This window comes from Labrenzia sp. R5_0, assembly GCF_017743835.1.
Classification (GTDB): domain Bacteria; phylum Pseudomonadota; class Alphaproteobacteria; order Rhizobiales; family Stappiaceae; genus Roseibium; species Roseibium algicola.
The window spans coordinates 1,270,076-1,290,040 of the sequence record NZ_JAGHRK010000001.1; the positions used below are offsets into that span (position 1 = coordinate 1,270,076).

General features: G+C 59.2%; 19 protein-coding genes. 6 read left to right on the forward strand and 13 right to left on the reverse strand.

Annotation, left to right across the window (positions count from 1 at the left end; genetic code table 11):
* Nucleotides 1–50 precede the first annotated feature (50 nt).
* A complete protein-coding gene (locus J7447_RS05880) occupies nucleotides 51–488 on the forward strand; it encodes an EF-hand domain-containing protein (RefSeq protein ID WP_209169055.1) in 438 nt (145 codons plus the stop codon).
* Between the two features lie 104 nt (nucleotides 489–592).
* Complete coding sequence (locus J7447_RS05885) at nucleotides 593–2,692, forward strand: molybdopterin oxidoreductase family protein (RefSeq protein ID WP_209169056.1); 2,100 nt, start codon at nucleotides 593–595, stop codon at nucleotides 2,690–2,692.
* 271 nt (nucleotides 2,693–2,963) lie between these two features.
* Here J7447_RS05885 and J7447_RS05890 read toward each other — a convergent pair whose 3' ends face one another.
* From J7447_RS05890 to J7447_RS05900, 3 genes are all read right to left on the reverse strand, one after another.
* Nucleotides 2,964–3,371 (reverse strand): DUF983 domain-containing protein, encoded by a 408-nt coding sequence (locus tag J7447_RS05890; RefSeq protein ID WP_023003992.1) that lies wholly within the window; start codon nucleotides 3,369–3,371, stop codon nucleotides 2,964–2,966.
* 168 nt (nucleotides 3,372–3,539) lie between these two features.
* Nucleotides 3,540–4,934 carry a PLP-dependent aminotransferase family protein gene (locus J7447_RS05895; protein WP_209169057.1) on the reverse strand — a complete coding sequence of 465 codons (1,395 nt, stop codon included), beginning with the start codon at nucleotides 4,932–4,934 and terminating at the stop codon, nucleotides 3,540–3,542.
* A gap of 225 nt (nucleotides 4,935–5,159) precedes the next feature.
* The gene (locus J7447_RS05900; RefSeq protein ID WP_209169058.1) at nucleotides 5,160–6,317 is read right to left on the reverse strand and encodes an exo-alpha-sialidase; all 1,158 of its coding nucleotides are present in this window, start codon (nucleotides 6,315–6,317) and stop codon (nucleotides 5,160–5,162) included.
* Nucleotides 6,318–6,549: 232 nt separating this feature from the next.
* On the opposite strand from J7447_RS05900, the gene J7447_RS05905 reads away from it, so the two are divergent.
* From J7447_RS05905 to J7447_RS05915, 3 genes are all read left to right on the forward strand, one after another.
* On the forward strand, nucleotides 6,550–7,248 hold the full coding sequence (locus J7447_RS05905) for a GNAT family protein (RefSeq protein WP_209169059.1): 699 nt from the start codon (nucleotides 6,550–6,552) through the stop codon (nucleotides 7,246–7,248).
* Nucleotides 7,249–7,288: 40 nt separating this feature from the next.
* On the forward strand, nucleotides 7,289–8,011 hold the full coding sequence (locus tag J7447_RS05910; protein WP_209169060.1) for a type 1 glutamine amidotransferase: 723 nt from the start codon (nucleotides 7,289–7,291) through the stop codon (nucleotides 8,009–8,011).
* 120 nt (nucleotides 8,012–8,131) lie between these two features.
* Nucleotides 8,132–8,293: a histidine decarboxylase, pyruvoyl type gene (locus J7447_RS05915; protein WP_353653759.1), complete on the forward strand. Its 162-nt coding sequence runs from the start codon at nucleotides 8,132–8,134 to the stop codon at nucleotides 8,291–8,293.
* Between the two features lie 155 nt (nucleotides 8,294–8,448).
* Here the strand turns inward: J7447_RS05915 and J7447_RS05920 are convergent, their stop codons facing one another.
* The 7 genes from J7447_RS05920 to J7447_RS05950 form a co-directional block, all read right to left on the reverse strand.
* The gene (locus tag J7447_RS05920; RefSeq protein ID WP_209169062.1) at nucleotides 8,449–9,423 is read right to left on the reverse strand and encodes a DUF808 domain-containing protein; all 975 of its coding nucleotides are present in this window, start codon (nucleotides 9,421–9,423) and stop codon (nucleotides 8,449–8,451) included.
* A 121-nt stretch (nucleotides 9,424–9,544) separates the two neighbouring features.
* Nucleotides 9,545–11,227, reverse strand: a complete 1,683-nt coding sequence (locus J7447_RS05925) for an ABC transporter ATP-binding protein (protein WP_209169063.1) — start codon at nucleotides 11,225–11,227, stop codon at nucleotides 9,545–9,547.
* Nucleotides 11,224–12,096: a metallophosphoesterase gene (locus tag J7447_RS05930; protein WP_209169064.1), complete on the reverse strand. Its 873-nt coding sequence runs from the start codon at nucleotides 12,094–12,096 to the stop codon at nucleotides 11,224–11,226. Before J7447_RS05930 ends, J7447_RS05925 begins: the two co-directional genes overlap by 4 nt.
* 69 nt (nucleotides 12,097–12,165) lie before the next feature.
* The gene (locus J7447_RS05935; protein WP_055653678.1) at nucleotides 12,166–13,713 is read right to left on the reverse strand and encodes an ABC transporter substrate-binding protein; all 1,548 of its coding nucleotides are present in this window, start codon (nucleotides 13,711–13,713) and stop codon (nucleotides 12,166–12,168) included.
* A 63-nt stretch (nucleotides 13,714–13,776) separates the two neighbouring features.
* Nucleotides 13,777–14,679, reverse strand: a complete 903-nt coding sequence (locus J7447_RS05940; protein WP_055653679.1) for an ABC transporter permease — start codon at nucleotides 14,677–14,679, stop codon at nucleotides 13,777–13,779.
* A gap of 4 nt (nucleotides 14,680–14,683) precedes the next feature.
* Nucleotides 14,684–15,610 (reverse strand): ABC transporter permease, encoded by a 927-nt coding sequence (locus tag J7447_RS05945; protein WP_023004002.1) that lies wholly within the window; start codon nucleotides 15,608–15,610, stop codon nucleotides 14,684–14,686.
* Nucleotides 15,604–16,416: an HAD family hydrolase gene (locus tag J7447_RS05950; RefSeq protein WP_209169065.1), complete on the reverse strand. Its 813-nt coding sequence runs from the start codon at nucleotides 16,414–16,416 to the stop codon at nucleotides 15,604–15,606. The genes J7447_RS05945 and J7447_RS05950 overlap by 7 nt, the downstream gene beginning before the upstream one ends.
* A 226-nt stretch (nucleotides 16,417–16,642) precedes the next feature.
* Here J7447_RS05950 and J7447_RS05955 point away from each other — a divergent pair, with 226 nt between their 5' ends.
* Nucleotides 16,643–17,536, forward strand: coding sequence for a LysR family transcriptional regulator (locus J7447_RS05955; RefSeq protein ID WP_023004004.1), 894 nt, complete (start codon nucleotides 16,643–16,645; stop codon nucleotides 17,534–17,536).
* A 17-nt stretch (nucleotides 17,537–17,553) separates the two neighbouring features.
* On the opposite strand, the gene J7447_RS05960 is transcribed toward J7447_RS05955, so the two are convergent.
* Genes J7447_RS05960 through J7447_RS05970 form a run of 3 tightly spaced genes read right to left on the reverse strand, consistent with a single transcriptional unit; the run spans nucleotide 17,554 to nucleotide 19,903 of the window.
* A complete protein-coding gene (locus J7447_RS05960) occupies nucleotides 17,554–18,216 on the reverse strand; it encodes an aspartate/glutamate racemase family protein (RefSeq protein ID WP_023004005.1) in 663 nt (220 codons plus the stop codon).
* Nucleotides 18,217–18,224: 8 nt separating this feature from the next.
* The gene (locus J7447_RS05965) at nucleotides 18,225–19,064 is read right to left on the reverse strand and encodes an ABC transporter permease (protein WP_055653687.1); all 840 of its coding nucleotides are present in this window, start codon (nucleotides 19,062–19,064) and stop codon (nucleotides 18,225–18,227) included.
* 2 nt (nucleotides 19,065–19,066) lie between these two features.
* Entirely contained in the window at nucleotides 19,067–19,903 is an 837-nt protein-coding gene (locus J7447_RS05970) for an ABC transporter permease (RefSeq protein WP_031270739.1), read from the reverse strand.
* Nucleotides 19,904–19,965: the final 62 nt, after the last annotated feature.

Sequence of the window (19,965 nt, forward strand, 5' to 3'; positions counted from 1 at the left end):
TTGGAAATGAAACATTCAAAAATTCGAAACTTGGAAAGAAAGGAAATCACATGAAATCGATCACGCTCGGAGCCGCCCTCATTCTGGCAACCGTGGGCTCATGTTTTGCCGCAGAAGGGCCAGGGGCGCATTTCATCGAAAACTGGGATCTGAATGGTGACGGTGCAGTGACCGCGGAAGAAGCGCGGGAACGGCGCGGCAATGTCTTTGCCAGTTTCGACGCCAACGACGATGGTTTTCTGGATGCAGAGGAATATGTCCTCTTCGATGAGGCAAGAGCCCAGGATCAGGCAGAGAATGAGCCCAAGGGAATGGGGAAAGGTGCAAGAAACCCGGCAAACGGCATGCGCCTTGAAGTCAATGATATCGACGGCGACGGCAAGGTTTCTGAAGCCGAGTTTCTCGACAACGCAGCCTCCTGGATCGAAATGATCGACCGCGACGGCGACGGGGTCGTCACAGTCGCGGATTTCGGCCCACGCGGGTGAAACGAACCACCCGGATAATGGGTAAAAGCGGCCATCCGACTTGACAGGTGGCCGCGCTGGGGGAACCTTGCCGGGCTCATGTTCGAGGAATTCAGTAAGGCATCATGACCCAGCAGCCGCCCAAGAGCACTTTTTCCGCCTGTCCGCACGATTGTCCGTCGACCTGCGCGCTGGAGGTGCATTTTTATCCGCATGGCGACGTTCGCCGGCTGAATGGTGCCAGGGACAATGCCTATACCGCAGGCGTGATCTGCGCCAAGGTCGCGCGCTATCCCGAACGGCTTTATCACCCGGACCGGCTATTGAAGCCGCTGCGGCGCACCGGCAAGAAAGGTGAAGGCCGTTTTGAGGAAATCTCCTGGGATGCAGCGCTGGATCTGATCGCTGAAATGTTCCTGGCTGCGGAAGCCGAATTCGGAGCCGAAAGCGTCTGGCCCTATCACTATGCCGGTACGATGGGGATGGTGCAGCGGGACAGTATCCACCGCCTGCGTCATACCAAGGGCTATTCACGTCAGTTCGACAGCTTCTGCACCAACATGGCCTGGACAGGCTATGTCGCCGGCACCGGCAAGTTGGCCGGACCCGATCCGCGTGAAATGGCGGTTTCCGACCAGATCGTCATCTGGGGCACAAATCCGGTTGCGACCCAGGTCAATGTGATGACCCATGCCATTGCCGCCCGCAAGAAACGCGGCGCGCGCATTATTGTTGTTGACGTCTATGAGACCGAGACGATGAAGCAGGCGGACATCGGCATCATCCTGAAACCCGGCACGGATGCCGCGCTTGCCTGCGCTGTCATGCATGTGCTCTTCCGCGACGGCCATGCCGACCGGGATTACCTGGAAACCTACACGGATTGTCCAGCCGAGCTGGAAGCGCATCTGAAAACGAAGACACCGGAGTGGGCTGCTTCGATCACGGGGCTGGACGTCTCAAGGATCGAAGAGCTGGCGCAGCTGATCGGTTCCGTCAAGAAGACCTATTTCCGGCTCGGCTACGGCTTCACCCGGTCCCGCAATGGTGCAGTCGGCATGCATGCTGCCAGTTCCATTGCCGCTGTCAGCGGCTGCTGGAAGGAAGAGGGCGGCGGCGCCTTCCACAACAACGGTGCAATCTATCAGCTCAACAAGGAAATGATCGAAGCTGGCTCGCTGAAGGACCCGGCTGTGCGTGCCCTCGACCAGAGCCTGGTCGGCCGTATTCTCACCGGCGACGAAGCGGCGTTGCTTGGTGGTCCGCCGGTGAAGGCGATGCTGATTCAGAATACCAACCCGGTTTCCGTGGCACCGGAGCAGGACCTGATAAAGCAGGGGTTTGCGCGGGAGGACCTCTTCACCGTCGTCCATGAGCATTTCCTGACAGAGACAGCGCAGATGGCAGACATCGTGCTGCCGGCAACCCAGTTTCTGGAACATGACGACCTTTATAAAGGCGGCGGACACCAGTATCTGATGCTGGGTCCCAAAGCTGTTGAGCCGCCGGAAGGTCCGAGGGAAAATATATTTGTTATCAACGAGATCGCCAGGCGCGTTGACTCAAAACCTCATCCCGGATTCGATATGAGCGCGCGCGACCATATCGACTGGCTGTTGCGCAATTCCAACTATGGAACGCTCGCAGAGCTGGAAGCTGGAAAGTGGATCGATCTGCAACCTGATTTCGAAACGGCGCATTATCTCAACGGTTTCGGTCACGCAGACGGCAAGTTCCACTTCAAGGCTGACTGGGGTCGTTCCTCTGCTCCCAACAAGCCGGAAGATGGCACAATTTTCGGTCCCTGGCAGACGATGCCGGAGTTGCCGGACCAATGGGACAGCATCGAACTTGCAGACGAGCAGCATCCGTTCCGCTTGGTGACATCGCCAGCCCGCTCTTTCCTGAATTCCACGTTCAACGAGACCGACAGCTCGAAAAAGAAGGAAGGCAGACCGGAGGTCTGGTTGCGCCCGGAAGAGGCAGAGCGTTTCGGCATCGAAGACGGTGCCAAGGTGAAGATGGGCAACCGGCGCGGTGTCGTGACTTTGCATGCGCGATATGTTGCGACCGTCGCGCCCGGAACCGTGATTTCGGAAGGGATCTGGCCGAACGATGCTTTCGAGGACGGCCGCGGCATCAACACGCTTACCGGGGCCGACCCGGTTGCGCCCTATGGTGGCGCGGCGTTTCACGACACGGCCGTGTGGGTGAGGGCCGTCTGACGCTGACAGCCGGTTTGTTAGGTAATTGCGGCCCATTCTTCGAGATGCGAGCGAACTCGCTCCTCAGGATGAGGCGAACGTGCATTCAGACGCAAGCAGAGCAACACACTCATCCTCATTCTGAGGAGGTGCGAAGCACCGTCTCGAAGGATGGGCCACTTGCTCCATAGCCTCTCAATTTCAGAAAAGAAAAGGCGGTGCATCGCCCGTCCGATGTCACCGCCTGCCTCGGGAAAGTCTGGTCGTCGGTCCGGCTTGGGGCTTCCGAACGTCAGACCTGGCTTTCCGAGGATTGGGAAACGGGTGTGGCCAGCTTGCCTTCTTCCGCCTTGTAGAAATACTGGCTTGAGACCAGCCAGCCCTTGAGCGGTCGAAGCATAGGAATGCAGGTCACCAGGATCAGCGGCAGGGTCGTCACCAAATGCACCCAGTAAGGGGCTGTAAACGCGATTTCGAGCCAGATCGCAAAGGCGACTGCGGGAATGCAGCCAAAGCAGATCACGAAAAACGCGGGCCCGTCCGCAGGGTCGGCAAAGCTGTAATCAAGTCCGCAGTGGTCGCATTTCGGTTTCAGCTTCAGGAAGCCGTCGAAGATGGAGCCTTCGCCGCAACGCGGGCAGCGGCCCTTGATGCCGGTGCGGATCGGCGGAATTTGCGGCCAGCTTTGTGGAGTGGTCATGGAACACCTTTTCCTGCGAGAGGTCTTCCGGTTCGAGCCGGAGACGTTAATCCAGTCAATATTTGAATGAATGGATATGTTTGCAGTCAAAGATAAAGCAAATTGCTTGCATGGCAAGCCGATCGCCTGCGGCAGATTGGCAGAGGGTTGTGTGCAGTCCTTTTTTGTTCAGAAGTAGGTGGAGGTCTTGTCCGGCGTTGACGCCAATGCCTCGGAAATGACCCTGAACGCGCTATCGATCTGAGCGCGATCATGTGGTCCGCCCAGACAGAGCCGTACGGATTCATCCGCCTTTCCGGCAATCGTGAAGGCGTCGCTTTCCACAACGCCGACAGCCTGGTTCCTCATCTGGCTGACAAAGGCCGGACGAGACCAGCCTTTCGGCAAGGCAAGCCAGATATGAAATCCGTCAGGGTCGGCTTCAAATTTCTGGCTTTTCAGATAGCGGGCGGCCAGCTCTTGCCGGGCCGTGCTTTCGCTTCGGATGTGCCGAAGCAGGGCTCTGGCAGTGCCATCTTCGATCCAGCGCGTGGCCAGGGCTGTCGTGAGCGGGGAAATCATGACGCTGGACGTGCGCTGTGAACGAGCGAACTGCCATGCAGCGCTCCGGTCCGGGGCAAGGACGTGGGCGAGCCGGAGACCGGCTCCAACGCTTTTCGAAAGAGAGCCGATGTACCAGGTGATATCCGGAGCAAGAGCGGCTATCGACGGGACCTGCTTGCGGCTTAGCTGGCCGTAGGGATCATCCTCCAGGATCGGCACGCCGTGGCGCTGCGCGACGGTTGCAAGGTCGCTGCGCCGCTGCTCGGAGAGGGTGCGAGTGGTTGGGTTGTGCAGAGTAGGATTGAGATAGAGTGCCTTCAGGCGACCATCGAGACAGGCTTTGCGAAAGGCCTCCGGATCAATGCCTTCTTCGTCGCTCGGCAAGCCGAAAAGCTCCAGTCTGAGTTGTCCGCAGATGGATCGGATCCCGGGATAGGTGACGGCTTCGCATGCGATCCGGTCACCCGGCTCGCAAAGCGTTGCAAGAATGCCGGCAAGCGCTGCCTGAGCGCCGGGAGCAAACAGAATATCTTCCGGGTCGGGTTTGAGGCCAACTCCGGCAAGCCAGCGTGCTGCAGCCTGGCGGTCCGGGTCTTTTTCAGAAATTGTCTGGTATCGAAGCAGCGGAATGAGGTCGGCCGAAAGCGCCGCGAGCCCCTCTTTCATACGGGCAATCAGGCCAGCGTCACTGACTTCCGGCGGCAGGTTCATGGAAAAGTCCGGAGGTGACAGCCGCTTGGCATCACGCGTTACAACGCCGCCGCCCAGAACGCTGTCGGGGCCGGTGACGAATGTGCCGCTGCCAACCATGGAGGAGATAGCGCCACGCCTGCGGGCTTCGGTGTAACCGCGTGCAACGGTGGTGAAGTCAAGCCCGAGCCGGGCTGCCAACTGGCGCTGCGCAGGAAGCCGGTCTCCAGGCGAAAGGCGTCCGGTGCGGATATCTTCTTCAATGGCGTCCGCGATCGCGGCATAGCGCGGAGCACTGCTGGCGGAAAGGTCCGGACACCATTCGGTCATGAAGAATTGCTTTCAAATTGACTGGATATTGACTGTATACAGAGCTCGTGCCGGAATGTCACCAATCATTCGCTTCAGGGTGGGGCACCCAGTGGAGCTTGCGAACAATGGACGGCTGGCGAACAGCGCGCGTGCTGAACGGTCTTTGTTTCCAGGAAGATGTGGTCGAGGCAAACGCACGCGTGGCAGCGAGTTGGCAGCAGGGCCTTCCCGATGTCAGCGGTTTTATCCTCGGTCCAGAACCTCGACGGCCAGCACAGTCGGCAAATGGCGGGCAATTTCCTGCCAGGTCTCACCTTCATCCAGGCTGGCGAAAACCGAGCCTGAGTTTGTGCCGAAGTAGAGCCCGGCGGGGTCTCGTGTGTCACCGCCCATCGCCTGACGCAGAACCGTGAAGAAGCAGGCTTCCTGCGGAAGGCCCTCGCGCTTGTCCCGCCAGGTTCGGCCACCGTCTTCGGACTTCCACACGGCTGCTGCCGCACCGGGTGGAAACCGGCCTTCGGTGTCTCCGTTAAGCGGGAGCGTCCAGATGGTGTCAGGATCTCGCGGATGAACGCGGATCGGGAAGCCGAAGGTGGAGGGCAGGCCGTCGGTGATGTTGTCCCAGTTGAGCCCGCCGTCTGCGGATCGCCAGACGCCGTGGTGGTTCTGTTGATAAAGCAGGTCATTGTCGCCAGGTGCACGCATCATGTTGTGAACGCAATGGCCGGTCTCGCCGTCGCGCGGGGAGGCAGGGTGATCATGTCCCTCACAGGCGGCCGCGTTGGACAGCCGGTTGCGTCGCTCCCACGTCATGCCGCCATCTTCGCTGGCGAAAACGCCTGCGGCAGAAATGCCTATCCAGAGCTTTTTCGGATTGTCCGGGTCGGAAACGATCGTGTGCAGCACAAGGCCGGCCGCACCCGGGTTCCAGCTGTCTGCGGACGGATGATTGGCAAGCCCCTCCAGATGCGCGAAGCTCTTGCCGCCATCTCGGCTGGCGAGAAATCTTGCGGGCTTGGTGCCGGCGTAGAGCGTGCCGTGGGCGTACCCGAGCGACCAGATTTGCGAAAAGTCGTCCGCAAAAGGCAGATCCTGAGGTGTCCAATTCAAAAACTTGGCCGTCTCGGGATCATTGGCTGCCCAATCGTCGAGCGTCCCTTTGGTCAGTCGTGTAACTTCCCAAGTCTCGCCGCCGTCGACAGAACGCCAGACGCCCGCGCCGGACCATTCGCCGCCGCCGCCGGCCCAGATCGTACCGCTTTCCGGATCGCCGATCACGTGATTGATCGGCCAGCCATCGCAGAAAGGTCCCTTTACCTTCCAGCCTCCACGGTCGCTTCCACCGTTCAGCAGGAACGCTCCCTTGGTGGTTCCGACAAGCACCGTTACACCCGAAGTCATGGTTTGCCTCCTCCAGAAACCGGCCGAGCTTAACACGAGTTTTGTTGGTTGCAGATGGGCTTCAATGCTCCTTTACGGCGTGGTGCGGCCTAAAGGAAAAGAGCCTCCTAACTGGTTCTGTTGGTCTCGAGGAACTGGATCTTCTCGCGGTACCAGTGAAACGGTAGACAGTGGGAGCCTGCTGGTAGCAAACTGCCGGCACATGCAAGCCATGCCCTTTCCGGAGATGATCATGCCTGAAGACCTTAGCCATTGGACCGCGCGTCCCCGGCCGGAGCACAAGCCGATTGAGGGCCGTTACGTTGTTCTGGAGCCACTTGATCCGGGGCGCCACACGTCCGGGCTATTCGAAGCTTCCGATGTGCCGGACGGCGATCAGAAATTCCGCTGGCTGCCTGAGTATCCACCGAAGACGGAGACTGATTTCCACGGGTGGGTGGAAAAGGCTGCAGCCAGCAAGGATCCGCTCTTTTTTGCAATCGTGGACAAGGAAACCGGCAAAGTTGCCGGACGGCAGACGCTTATGCGGATCGACGAGGCCAACGGTGTCATCGAAATTGGAAATATCTATTGGGGACCGCTGATCTCACGCAAACGAGGGGCGACCGAAGCCCTCTATCTGTTCATGAAATATGTGTTCGATGATCTCGGTTATCGGCGCTTCGAATGGAAGTGCAACAACGACAACATTCCGTCCAGACAGGCCGCCTTGCGTTTCGGTTTCAACGAGGAAGGCGTCTTCCGGCAGCATCTTGTCGTCAAGGGTCTCAATCGGGATACAGCGTGGTTCTCCATGATCGACAAGGAATGGCCGGCGCTGAAAAAGGGCTACGAAGCCTGGTTGGTCGCGGAGAATTTCGAGCCATCCGGAGAGCAGAAGCGCAAACTTGGCGCGTGTCTTGCGGATGCTGCAAAGAGCGGTCAATCATGAGCGATCGGCGCCAGCCGGATTCGCCAGACGAGACCTATCGATGAACTCCAGACATATCGGCATCTTGCAGCCTGGGCATGCCCCCGACGAACTGGCACAGGAATTGGGCGACTACGATGCATGCTTCCGGCAGTTGCTGGCCGGTCGCGGGTTTTCCTTCACGACCTATGATGTCGAGGCGGGTGAGTTCCCCGATGGGCCGGAAGCAGCGGATTCCTGGTTGATAACCGGGTCCCGCCACGGAGCCTACGAAGACCACGACTGGATTCCGCAGCTTGAGGATCTTATCCGCGCAATTCACCAGAGCGAGCGACCTCTGATCGGTGTTTGCTTCGGTCACCAGATCATTGCTCAAGCCCTTGGTGGTAAGGTGGAGAGGTCGCCCAGGGGTTTTACCGCCGGCCCGGAAACCTATCGCGGTTTCGGTCACGAAAAACTGGTGCTCAATGCCTGGCATCAGGACCAGGTCACAATGGCACCCAAGGGGCTTGAAGTTGTTGCAAGCAGTTCAGGTTGCCCGATTGCCGGGCTTCATCTGCCTGGCCGGATCCTGACATGTCAGCCGCATCCGGAAATAGATCCGGACTATCTTGCGGGCATTGTGAAGCTGCGCGGATATGTTTTGAACGACACGCAGCGCGCTGATCTGCCGAAACGGATCGAGACCATGCCTCTTGATGCGAACAAGGCGGCAGATCTCTTTGCAATTTTTCTGTCGGGCGAAGAACTCGGGATGCTGTTGCCCGGTAACGCCGAAGCCTGATCTGCAGAACCAACCATGCCCGGTCAATCGCAATGCTCGAATTCGCATAGGTAGAAATTTATTTCGATCTAAACGCTAATTTGAACTTCTCGCGCTTGCAGGTGTTTAAGGGCGTAGCGGATCGTTGACCGCGACAAGGACCTGTCGGTGCCCTATGACCGCACCTTCATGGCCTTTGCCTATGTTATCATGAAGTCTGGCTTCGTCGGTACGGCACTTACCGTTGCGCCTTACATCACGTTTGCTCAACCAGAAGGCCCCTCAAGCTTCAATACGTTTTAGGAACTGATATTGAGCGACTGGGAGCAGGCTGTCGGGCTGACATGTCCCGGTCTCTTCGGCGTATAGAAAATCCTACGCTTTGCTCTCTCACGAAAAAGGCAATCGACTGTCTCCTGTCGATTGCCTTTGTTTTTTCCGGGCCGACCGCTGGAAGGTCAGTGGTTCTTCGCGGCTGACTTGCCTCTGACGAGCCGCCAGACCGGCAGGATCACCTTGCTGGTGACCGGGATCAGCAGCATGCCGAGTGCAAGGCCGAACAGACCGTCCAGGCTTGCCGTTACCACCCATGTGAGGAAGCCTTGAGCGACCTGTACCGAATGAGCGACGTTGTGGGCAATGTCGTGGATGATGCCGTAGATCTGCCCGAAGCCCAGAACGTCCATACCATGCAGCACGATGGAGCCACCGACCCAAAGCATGGCGGCGGTACCAACTGTCATCAGCAGTTTCATGAAGCCGGGCATGGCTTTCACAATGCCGTGGCCGAAGGCGCGGGTCAGCGACAGGCGGCCTCTGCGCGTCAGCATCAGGCCGAAGTCGTCCGCCTTTACCAGCAAGGCAACGGAGCCATAAACGAGAACGGTGATTCCGATTGCGACCACTGCAAGCGTGGCAGCTTCCATCCAGATGGTGCTTTCAGGAATCTCGGCGAGGGCGATCGTCATGATTTCCGCCGACAGGATGAAGTCGGTCTTGATGGCGCCGGAAACCTTCTGTTCTTCCAGATGCAACGGGTCGGCAACGAAGCCTTCCGGCTCGTCGGCGTCATGATGATGTGGCTTGAAGATGTGATAGATCTTTTCCGCCCCCTCAAAACACAGGTAGGCGCCACCCAGCATCAGCAACGGTGTGATGATACCTGGTAAAAACTCATTGAGTACGAGGCCGGCAGGAAGCAGGAAGATCAGCTTGTTCTTGATTGATCCCTTCGCGATCCGCCAGACGATCGGAATTTCGCGCGCAGGGGAAAATCCGGCGACATATTTCGGAGTGACGGCTGCGTCGTCGATTACGGCTCCGGCCGCTTTCGCACCCGCCTTGGCCGCCTGGCCGATCACGTCATCCGCGGAGGCCGCGGCAATCTTGGCGATTGCGGCAACGTCATCGAGTAGGGCAAGCAATCCGCTCATGGCAGCTCCAGGTCTGTGTCCGTCCGGGGCAAGGATATAGCGTGTTGCCGGGTGAGGGGCCAGTAAAGAGACCCCATATTCCTGAAACAGATTGCACCGGAACGAATTGGCCTGAAGTTGGTTAGGCCAGGGCCGCCAGTGTCGTTCTTTCCTGCGGAAATGCCGTGAAGGCCTCCGCAGACTTGCGGCGTTGCTTCGGCATCGGGATTGGAACGGCAGACAACAGGCGGCGTGTGTACGGGTGCTGCGGGTTTTTCAGAATCTGTTCGGTTTGACCGGTTTCGACAATCTCGCCCTTGTACATCACGGCAATGCGGTGACTGACCCGCTCCACCACGCCGATATCGTGTGAGATGAACAGGAACGACAGACCTTCCGTGCGTTGCAGTTCGAGCATCAGATCAGTGATCTGCCGGGCAATCGAAACATCCAGCGCGGAAACCGCTTCGTCCGCAATGATGAGTTTCGGTTCCACCGACAAGGCACGCGCAATGCACAGACGCTGACGTTGTCCGCCGGAGAATTGGTGCACGAAGCGATTGATGGCATCGCGCTCCAGTCCAACCCTTTCAACCAGATCCGCTGCGAGTTCCTTCTGGTCTTTGCGCGAGACAAGGCCGTGGATCCGTGCCGGCTCCGTGATCAGCTCATGTACCGGAAGCCGCGGATTGAGGCTCGCATAAGGGTCCTGAAACACCATCTGCATGTCCTTCCGCGTTTCGCGGAGCGCCTGCCGGGAGGAGCTGTTCAGAACATGACCGTCAAGCCGGACAGATCCGCTTTCAGGTTCGATCAGATGCAGAATGGACCGCGCCAGGGTCGACTTGCCGCAACCGGATTCGCCAACCAGACCAAGCGTCTCGCCACGCGCAACCTTCAGCGAAACGCGGTTCACGGCCAGAACGCCGCCGAATTTCCTGGAAAACAGGCCGGATTTGCCGGCAAATCGTGTCGACAGTTGCTCAACATCCAGCACTGTCTCGGTCCCGGCCTGCTGCGTGCTGGTGCCGGAACCCGGTTTCGGCGTTGCCGCCATCAGCGCCTTTGTGTAGGCAGCTTTCGGTCGTTCGAAGAGATCGTGAACGCTGGCTTCTTCCATCTTTTCGCCGTTGCGAAGCACGACGACCCGGTCGGCAATCTCGGCAACGACGCCCATGTCGTGGGTGATGAACAGAACGCCCATGCCGATCTCTGCCTGAAGGTTCCGGATCAGTGTCAGGATCTCCGCCTGGGTGGTGACATCCAGAGCCGTTGTCGGTTCATCGCAGATCAGCAGTTTGGGCCTGCAGGCGAGCGCCATTGCAATCATCACCCGTTGACGCAGGCCGCCGGATAGTTCGTGCGGATATTGCTGCAGCCGCCGCGCCGGATCCGGAATGCGTACCTGATCGAGGGCTTCTTCCGCGGCTTGCATGGCCTTGCGCCTGTCGAACTTCCGGTGGCGGATGAAGACCTCGCCGACCTGGTCGCCGATTTTCAGAACCGGGTTGAGTGAGGTCATCGGCTCCTGAAAAACCATGGAAATGGCATTGCCGCGCAGAGCTGTCAGCTGTGCATCCGTCAGGCTTCGCAAGTCATGGGAGCGATCACCATCGTTCAGGCGGATGCTGCCCCCGCCAATCGTTCCACCTTCTCGTTCGATCAGCCGCAGGATGGAAAGTGCCGTGGCCGATTTGCCGGAACCGGACTCTCCGACCAGCGCAAGTGTCTCGCGCGCATGAATTGCAAAGGAAATTCCTTTCACGGCTTCATGAGCACCGAAAGAAATCCTGAGGTCCTGAACGTCCAGTACCGGCTGGGTCATTTGAGGTCTCCGCGGCGTCTTGCGGCAAATTCCGGATGCTGGTTGAAGTCCGGTAGCGGCGGTGTCCAGCGGTCGGCATGAGGCTTGAACGAATGGGCAATCGGGTCGAGGCCCTGCACCTGCCAGGAGACGGTTTCGTCAAGCTCAAGCAAACCGAAGGCACAGGCAGGTTGGCCCCTGGTGGTGAAGCTTTCGGTGAGCGACTGCTGTGTCAGATGGGTAATGCCGTCCACCGTGGTGATTGTGTTCCAGTGAACGTGGCCGGACAGACAGACCACCGGCTGCCGGGACTGCGCCAGTGCCGCGCGGGCACGTTCTGCCATCGGGTAGGTCGAAGCTGACGGATTGCGTTCGAAGTAGTAGTTACCGATCTGGCCATGACCGGAAACGGGAACGTGGCTGAGCACCAGAAGAGGCTTGTCCGTGTTCTGTGCAACGCGTGACAGCCACAAGAGATCGGCCTCATGCAGAATGAACCCGGAATGCTCCGGCGTCCGATGGATCTTGCTGTCTGCGCGCCACAGAGCAATTCTCCAGTCACCTGCATCAAAGGTCGCGTTGGCGAGGGACTGACCGAGGATTTCCTCGTTGTCCGAAACATCCAGGTGATCGCGGTCGTGATTGCCATTGATGTGGTGGACCGGAGCATCGACGGCCTTGAAGGCGTCGGCGACTTCGCGTTCCAGCTGAAGGTCTGTGTCGCGGTCCATATCGGAAATCCGATCGCCCAGATCGACGACGAAATCGGGGGCGGCATCGTTGGCGAAACGGGCAAACTCGGCCATCAGCTCGAGGGCAGTGTCACCGCGCTTGGTCGCGGAAGGTTTGCCGTGGTGGATGTCGGCGACAACAGCAATGCGTACGGACACGTTGAATTTCCTGAATTGATCAAAGGGTAGGGAAAGCGCCGCCGGTGTACCGGCGGCGCCTTTTTTTGCTTAGTTGAACGAAATGGAGCCGGCGCGGAAGTCGAGCACGTAGGGAATGTGACCCGGCTTGGGAGCCCAGTTGACGTTGGTCTTCATCGCCCAGCTCTCATAGGGGCGATACAGCGGCAGCACCGGCGGATCCTGCTTGATGCGCTCCATCAGCTCCGCATAGGCCGCGCGACGCAACTCGACATCACCGTTAAAGCGGAACTGCTCCCAGCTCTTGGCGTAGTCTTCGTCCGTGTTGAAACGGCCTTCGGATTCAGACGGACCATTCGGAGCCCACATGACGCCGAAGCTGCCGAACGGGTCGGCGAAATACATCGGGTTGGACCAGTTGCGGGTCATCATGTCCGGTGAGTTGCCGCTCCATTTGTCCTGGACGTTGACCTTGCCCTTGATACCGACTTCCGCCCACATCTCCATGATGGCCTGGGCCGCCAGAAGGCCGTTGGTGTAGTAGCCCGGCGCGGTGTCGTAGGTGATTTCGAAGCCGTCATAGCCTGCTTCCTTGAGCAGTTCCCTGGCTTTCTCCGGATTGTATTCGAAGGTGGTCAGCTCCGGCTGGTACAATTCGCCGAATTCCGCAAGCGTGTGCGTGGACGGAACCACGGCCTTGCCACCCCACAGGGCTTCGTTCAGCGTGTCACGGTCGATGGCGAGCGACAGGGCCTGACGGATGCGGGCATCCTTCAGTTTTGGATGGTTCACATTCATGATCATGACGTGGAAGAGGGCAGTGGCGCTGCCGGCGGCCTTCATGTCCGGATCGTTCTCGATGAGCTGAAGCTGGTCAGGTGCGATGTTGGTGACGATGTCGGCTTCACCGGTTTTCAGGGCCGTGATGCGTGAAGCAGTCTCCGGCATATGCCGGACGGTGACCTTGTCGAGCGGTGCCTTTTCGCCCCAGAAGTCGTCAAAACGTTCCCAGACCACTGTTTCGCCTGGTACGAATTCGGCAACCTTGTATGGGCCTGTGCCGACCGGCTTCAGGGAAAAGGCTTCAAAGTCGTCATGCTCAAGCTTGTCCGGGTCGCCTGCAAGGCTCTTGGTGTAAGCTTCCGGAATGATCATGACCTGCTGCAGGTTCAGCAGTGTTTCCCAAAGAGGCTCCGGGCGCTTTGCATGGATGCGCACGGTGAGATCATCGACCTTCTCTGCCTTCTCGAAGTTTTCAAGACGGTCCCGGGCACGCACCTGATAGGGTGGGAAGTCGGCCTGATACATCCGGTTCAGCGAGAACACGACGTCGTCGGCGGTCATGTCGGCACCATTGTGGAACTTCACGCCTTCGCGCAGTTTCAGTTCCATGATCGTCGGTTCGACAAGTTTCCACTCTGTCGCAAGGCCCGGCTGCCATTCAGTGTCGGTGGTGTCGTGGTTCTTGGCGATCAGCGTATCGAAGGCGTTGTAGTAGAACTGTGAGCCGACATTAGAGTGATCGCGACCCGGATCGAGGTAGCTGGACACGTTGGCTGCACCAACGGTGAGTTCTGTTGCGAAGGCACTTGTCGCCATGAGCGAAGCAAGAGCGGTGGTTGCCAGTAGTTTGGTCATATCGAGCCTCCAAGGCTGCTAGGGTGGAGCGTTGGCCGTTCCGGCTTCTGTGGTTGGGTTCGGTCAGCGGGACCTGAGACGGACATCCGCCTTGTCGCGCAGCCAGTCGCCAAGGATCTGGACTGCGAATGTGAGGAGCAGGATCACCATCGCGGGGGCGAGAACGATCCAGGGGGCCGTCGGCAGATAGTCGCGGCCGATGCCGACCATCGATCCGAGCGTTGCGGTTGGCGGTTGAACGCCGAGACCGAGGAAAGACAGGGTCGATTCCAGGATGACGATGTTGGAAAAGTTCAGTGTGAACTGGACGACGATCGGCGAGACGACATTGGGCAGGATGTGCCTCACCGCAATCCGGAGCGGCGTAGCACCTGCTGCACGTGCCGCTTCGACAAAGGGCATCTGGATCAGCTTCTTCACTTCACCGCGCACAATCCGCGTGTATTGCTCCCAGCCGTAGACACCGAGCACGAGGATCATCACGTCCAGGGATGAGCCCATGACTGCCAGAATGAGAAGGGCGATCAGGGTGAAGGGTATGGCGATCTGCGCGTCGACCAGGCCCATGATGACCTCTTCGAAAACACCGCCGATGATGCCGGCCATCAGACCCAATGTACCGCCGATCAGAAGACCGATAACGGCTCCCGCAAGGGCGAGTGCGAAGGTCAGCCGCAGGCCGTAGATGCAGCGGGAGAAGATATCCCGGCCGAGTTCGTCGGTGCCGAAATAGAAGCCGTCCTTGTAGCGTTCGAACCCGATTGGCGGACGCAGCCGGGAAATGAGACTTTGGGCATTCGGGTCGAAGGGGGCAACCCAGGGGGCGGCAAGTGCCGTCACGATCAGGATCAGGCCGATGAGAAGCGCGATCCGGACAATCCAGTTCGCATCCGACCAGATCGGGAGACGGTATGTTCTTGTGCCGGTATTACGCGGCGAAGACAGGTTGTGCGTTGCGTCGGTCATGCGCTTATCCCTTGGCAAGGCGGATGCGCGGATCCGCGAAGGCGTAGGCGATGTCGACCACTGCGTTGATCACGATGACCGCGACAGCGACGGACAGGACACCGAACTGGAGGACGGGGTAGTCACGCAGGATGGCGGACCGGACGAGGAGATCGCCGATACCGGGCCATGCGAAGATCGATTCCACGACAACGCTACCCGCCGCCGCGAGGCTGGCGATCTGTAGTCCGACCACGGAAAGCAGCGTGATCGACGCGTTGCGCAGTCCGTGCTTCAGAATGACGATCCACTCCGGCAGACCCTTGGCACGGGCTGTGCGCATGTAGTCCTGGCTGAGCACGTCCAGCATGGCGTTGCGGGTGAAGCGGGTGATCGCCGCAACCAGCGTGCCGGAAATGGCAAGCGTCGGCATAATGAAATGCAGCGCCGTTCCATCGCCAATGACGGGAAGCCAGTTGAGCGTGTAGGCAAAGATCAGCACCAGCAGGATGCCGATGATGAAGGACGGCACGGCATATCCGAGAAAGGCGATCACCATCACCACGCTGCCGATGATGCTGGTGCGGTAGATGGCGGCCAGAATGCCAAGCGGAATGGAAACAATGAGCGTGAAGCAGACGGCGCTCAGCAGCAGTTTCAAGGATGGCCAGGCACGTTCGAGAACGATTTCCGAAACCGGCCGCCTTTCCAGGAAGGATAGTCCGAACTCGCCCGAAAACACCGAGCTGAGATAGCGCCAGTACTGAGTGCCGATGGAGGAATCCAGACCGTAGTAAGCGATCAGGAGGGCCCGGTCTTCCTTGGTGATGCCTTCGCCGAGAACGAAGTCGACCGGATTTCCGGAAAGCCTGGTGGCGAAGAAGACGAGCGTCACGATGAGGAACAGGGTGATCGCCATCCGCAAAAGGGTTCGCAGAACGTAGGTCAACATGCGCTCGCCTCCACTGACGACGGGTGAGTGAGCGGTAACGTGTCTTCCACCGGAGCGCCGTTCGCGAGCGGCGAGGGCGTTGCAACGAGGTGAATGAAATCGAGACCGGCAAGGGTTGCCGCCGCACCGTCGGTCGCGGCGTTGTCGCCCACAAAGACAGCCTCGCTCGCCGGAACGCCCGCAGCTTCAAGTGCCGCGTTGATGAGGAACGGCTGAGGTTTGCCGATAACCCTTGGCGCGATCTCCGGACAGCACGCCTTGAAAGCTGCAAGCAGGGAGCCGGTTTCCGGCACCGGGCGACCGTCCGCATTCGGGTGGGAAAGATCCGGATTGGTCACGACCAGCTCTGCGCCTTGCTCCAGCAGTCGCAAGGCCTTTTCCAGTCCGGTCAGGGTGAACTTTGTATCCCGGGCAAGCAGGACGACGTCGGTCCGGTCGTTCGCACGCTCAAGGCCGAGCTCTGTTGCAAGAGCGTGAAGCGGCTGTTCGGCAATTACATGGATGCGCGCGCCCGGACGTTCCGCTGCGATCGTGCGCACAGCCAGCTCACCTGCAAGAAAGATGCTTTCCTGCGGCAGCAGCAGTCCGATTGCGTTCAGTTTTGCCGATAGCGTGATGCTTGTGTCGGCCGAGTTGTTTGAAACGATCGATACCCTTCTGCCGGCAGCCCGGACAAAATCTTCCGCGCCCGGCAATGCTCGTCCGGCGGCTATCAGGCAACCGTCCAGATCGCACAGGATTGCGGCATAACCGTCAACCTCCGCGGCGCCAAGCCATTGAATTGTTGTTGTTTTGCGAGCCCGCATTGCGAAGTCCATATCTGTCCGGTTGCCTTTCGGTACCACCGATCGACATTGAGGATCCGCCGGTACGGCAGGCGGATTGTTCTGGTCAGGAAGGGCCGTGCTCCGTTGGCGTGGCCCGCTGAAATCGCAATCAAATTGTCGTCACTCTGTGACGCTGCCGTAACAGAGCGAACCTATGGTTTGAGGTGATCAAACCTTTGGCTTTGCTAATCGGAGAAAACCTGGAATGACACTTTCCCTGTCGCGCATTCGGGCCGTGAACGCGGTCGCGTCCGGAGGCTCATATGCTGCAGCGGCACGGGCGCTGAAGATTTCGCAGCCGGCCGTCGCGCGTCATGTGAAAGACCTTGAAGCGGAATTCGGCGTACGCCTGTTCGACCGGAAAAACGGTGTGTTGTCGCCAACACCGCTGTGCAACGAGCTATGCGATGTCGCCGAACGAATGGCAGAAGCCGAACGCGCAGCAACACGGCTTTTGACCCGCCACAACACCTTGCTGAATGGTCGTTTGAAAATCGGATTGGGAAATTCGATGCCGGGCATGGCGTTGATCGCGCAGTTTCTCAAGCGGCATCCGGGCATCGAAATCGCGGTGGAAACAGGTTCGCATGAGCGGATCACGCGGGCAGTGCTGACCCGCGAAGTCGACATTGGTGTGCTGCCGGATGTGCCTGCGGATGGCCGTTTCCGGCGCGCCTTGCTTGCAAGGCAGAATGTCGTTGCCATCGTCCATCCCGACAGCCCGCTTTCCCGGGAGGCGGCCGTGACCTGCGAACGGCTGATGGCCGAACCCCTGATTTTCCGGACAAGGGGATCCTCCACCCAACGGGTGGTCGACAGGGCCTTTCGTTCTGCCGGATTCGAGCCTTCGCCTCTTTTGACACTGGACACCCGTGACGCGGTTTATGAAGCAGTGGTCAATGGCCTCGGGGTCGGTTTCATGTGGCGGTTCGGAACCGGTCGAACCGATGTCGTTCACCGGGTTCCGGTCTCGGACATGCAACGCCAATACGAGGAAGTGGTTTTCTCGCTCGGTGACGAGCGCAGCATGCTGTTCGACGTTTTCTTTTCCGCCGTGGAAAGCTTCCGCACGGAGGCGGACGACATTCTGGACCACTAGCAGGCGAGAGGGCGCGCCTAGGCGGTGATCGCCTCTGCAAGGCGCACAGCGGACGCTACACCATCAATGACGGGTACCTTGAATTGCGCCGTCAGGTCGGCGGCCAGATCCGCCATGCCCGCGCAACCGAGTGCGATTGCGCCAATGCCGTCCAGTCTCAGAGCGGCCTGGATTTCCGCCTCGATCTTGTGCCGGGCATCGCTCTCGGGGTTTTCCAGTTCGAGAACCGGTACGTCCGATGCACGCACCCTGACACATCGGGCGGCAAGGCCGGTGCGCTGCAGGTTCTCTTCCAGCACCGGTACGGAGACGGACAAGGTGGTAACCACCGAAAACCGTTCGGCCGCCACGGAGGCAACATGGTAGGCCGCCTCGCCGATGCCAACCACCGGGACGCGGGATTTCGCCTTCAGTTCCCACAGGCCGGTATCGTCGAAACATGCGATGATGACCGCGCTTATGCTTGGGTCGGTCTTCAGCGAGCGCTCGAAGAGATCGAACAGGCCGGGCAGGGCAGCCTCGCCATCGGCTGGTCCCTGAATGGCTGCCGGTCCCTCCAGTGGATTGATGGCCGTAATCCGGCTGAAGGGACCGGCTGCGGCGCGAGCAGCCGCCGCGATCTTCTGCGTCATTGAAGCCGTGGAATTCGGATTGATGACGAGGATGTGTATGTCGCGCATGTAAGGCCCTAGACCATGCCCTTTCCGGCATCCGAGCCGTGCCGTGACCTGCGTTTGTTCAGGATGACGACAATGGCCAGGAACAGGCCGATGATGCCGAAGGAGAAGGCGGTTGTCAGAGTGCCGAGAGCAAAGATCACCGGCGTCGTGACGTTTGTTGTCATGCCGTAGATTTCCAGCGGCAGCGTGTTGTAGCTGCCAGCCGTCAGAAGCGTGCGGGCAAACTCGTCATAGGACAGGGTGAAACCGAACAGGGCGACCCCGATCAGCATCGGCGCGATTATCGGCAGCACGACATGACGGACAGTCTGCCAGGCGCTTGCGCCCTGGTCGCGTGCGGCTTCCTCGTAGGATTTGTCGAAACGGTTGAAAACCGCGAACATGATCAATAGGCCGAAGGGCAAGGTCCACGTCAGCTGCGCGCCGAAGCCCGAGGTCGACCAATGTACGGCAAGGCCGGACTGGGAGAAGATCAGGCCGACGCCGAGCGAAACCAGGATCGACGGGATCACCAGCGAGGTGATGATCAGATAGAAGATCGCACCGGACCCGGGAAACCGTTTGCGGAAGGCAAGGCCGCCCATGACGGAGACAACGACAGTTGTCACCATGACCATGAGGCCAAGCACGAGCGAGCGCGAGAAACTGCCCCAGATATCCCCGACGGCCTGTTGTTCGAACAGGTCGTGGAACCAGTGCAGCGAGACGCCGCGCATCGGGAAGGTCAGCCCGCCCTGCGGTCCCTGAAAACTCAGGATCGCGATGGTGACTGTCGGGCCATAGAGGAAAACCAGGAAAAGGCCAAAGAACGCGGCAAGCGCATAGAAGGAGCGGGAACGTTTTTCCATGATCAGAGCTCCTTCCGGATGTCGACGAAGCGCAGCAGGATCGAGATCACCAGAAGCACCGTGATCAGCAGGATGACCGCTGTTGCCGCGGCAGAGGGATATTGCAAAAGCGCGATGTCGTTGGAGATCAACCTGCCGACATTGGCCTTCTGGCTTCCCGACATGAAGCGCACGGTAATGAAGTCGCCCATCACCAGCGTGACGACAAAAATGGAACCGATCATGATGCCGGGTTTGGTCAGCGGAATGATGACGTTGGTGAGTGTCTGCAGACCGGTGGCGCCATTGTCATAGGCTGCCTCGATCAGCGAGCGATCGATACGCATCATGGTGTTGAAGATCGGAACCACCATGAACAGCGTGTAGAGGTGTACAAAGGCCAGGATCACCGAAAAGTCGGAAAAGAGCAGCCAATCCAGCGGCTCGTCTATGACGCCCATCGAGATCAATGTGGAATTGGCGATGCCGTTGCGGCCCAGGAACGGGATCCAGGAAATCATGCGGATGATGTTGGATGTCCAGAACGGGATCGTGCACAACAGAAACAGAACGATCTGCCAGGTCAGCGTGCGCACGTGAAAGGCGAGGAAATAGGCAACGGTAAACCCGATCACCAGTGTGATCGCCCAGGTGATCAACGCGTATTTCACCGTGTTGAAGAACACCTGGTAGGTCACTGGAGACGTCAGCAGGAATTCGTAGTTGTCGAACTGGAAGGCCGGGTAGATCGAGAATTCCGTCGCCCCCCAGAAACTCACCACGACGATCATGGCAATCGGCAGAACCAGGAAGAAGAACAGCACCAGCGCCAGAGGCAGCGACAGTAGCCAGCCGGTCATGGCATCGGGCAGGCGGCTGAGGCTGAAGGGAGCCTTAGCACGAGCTTTCGCAGCCGGGGCCA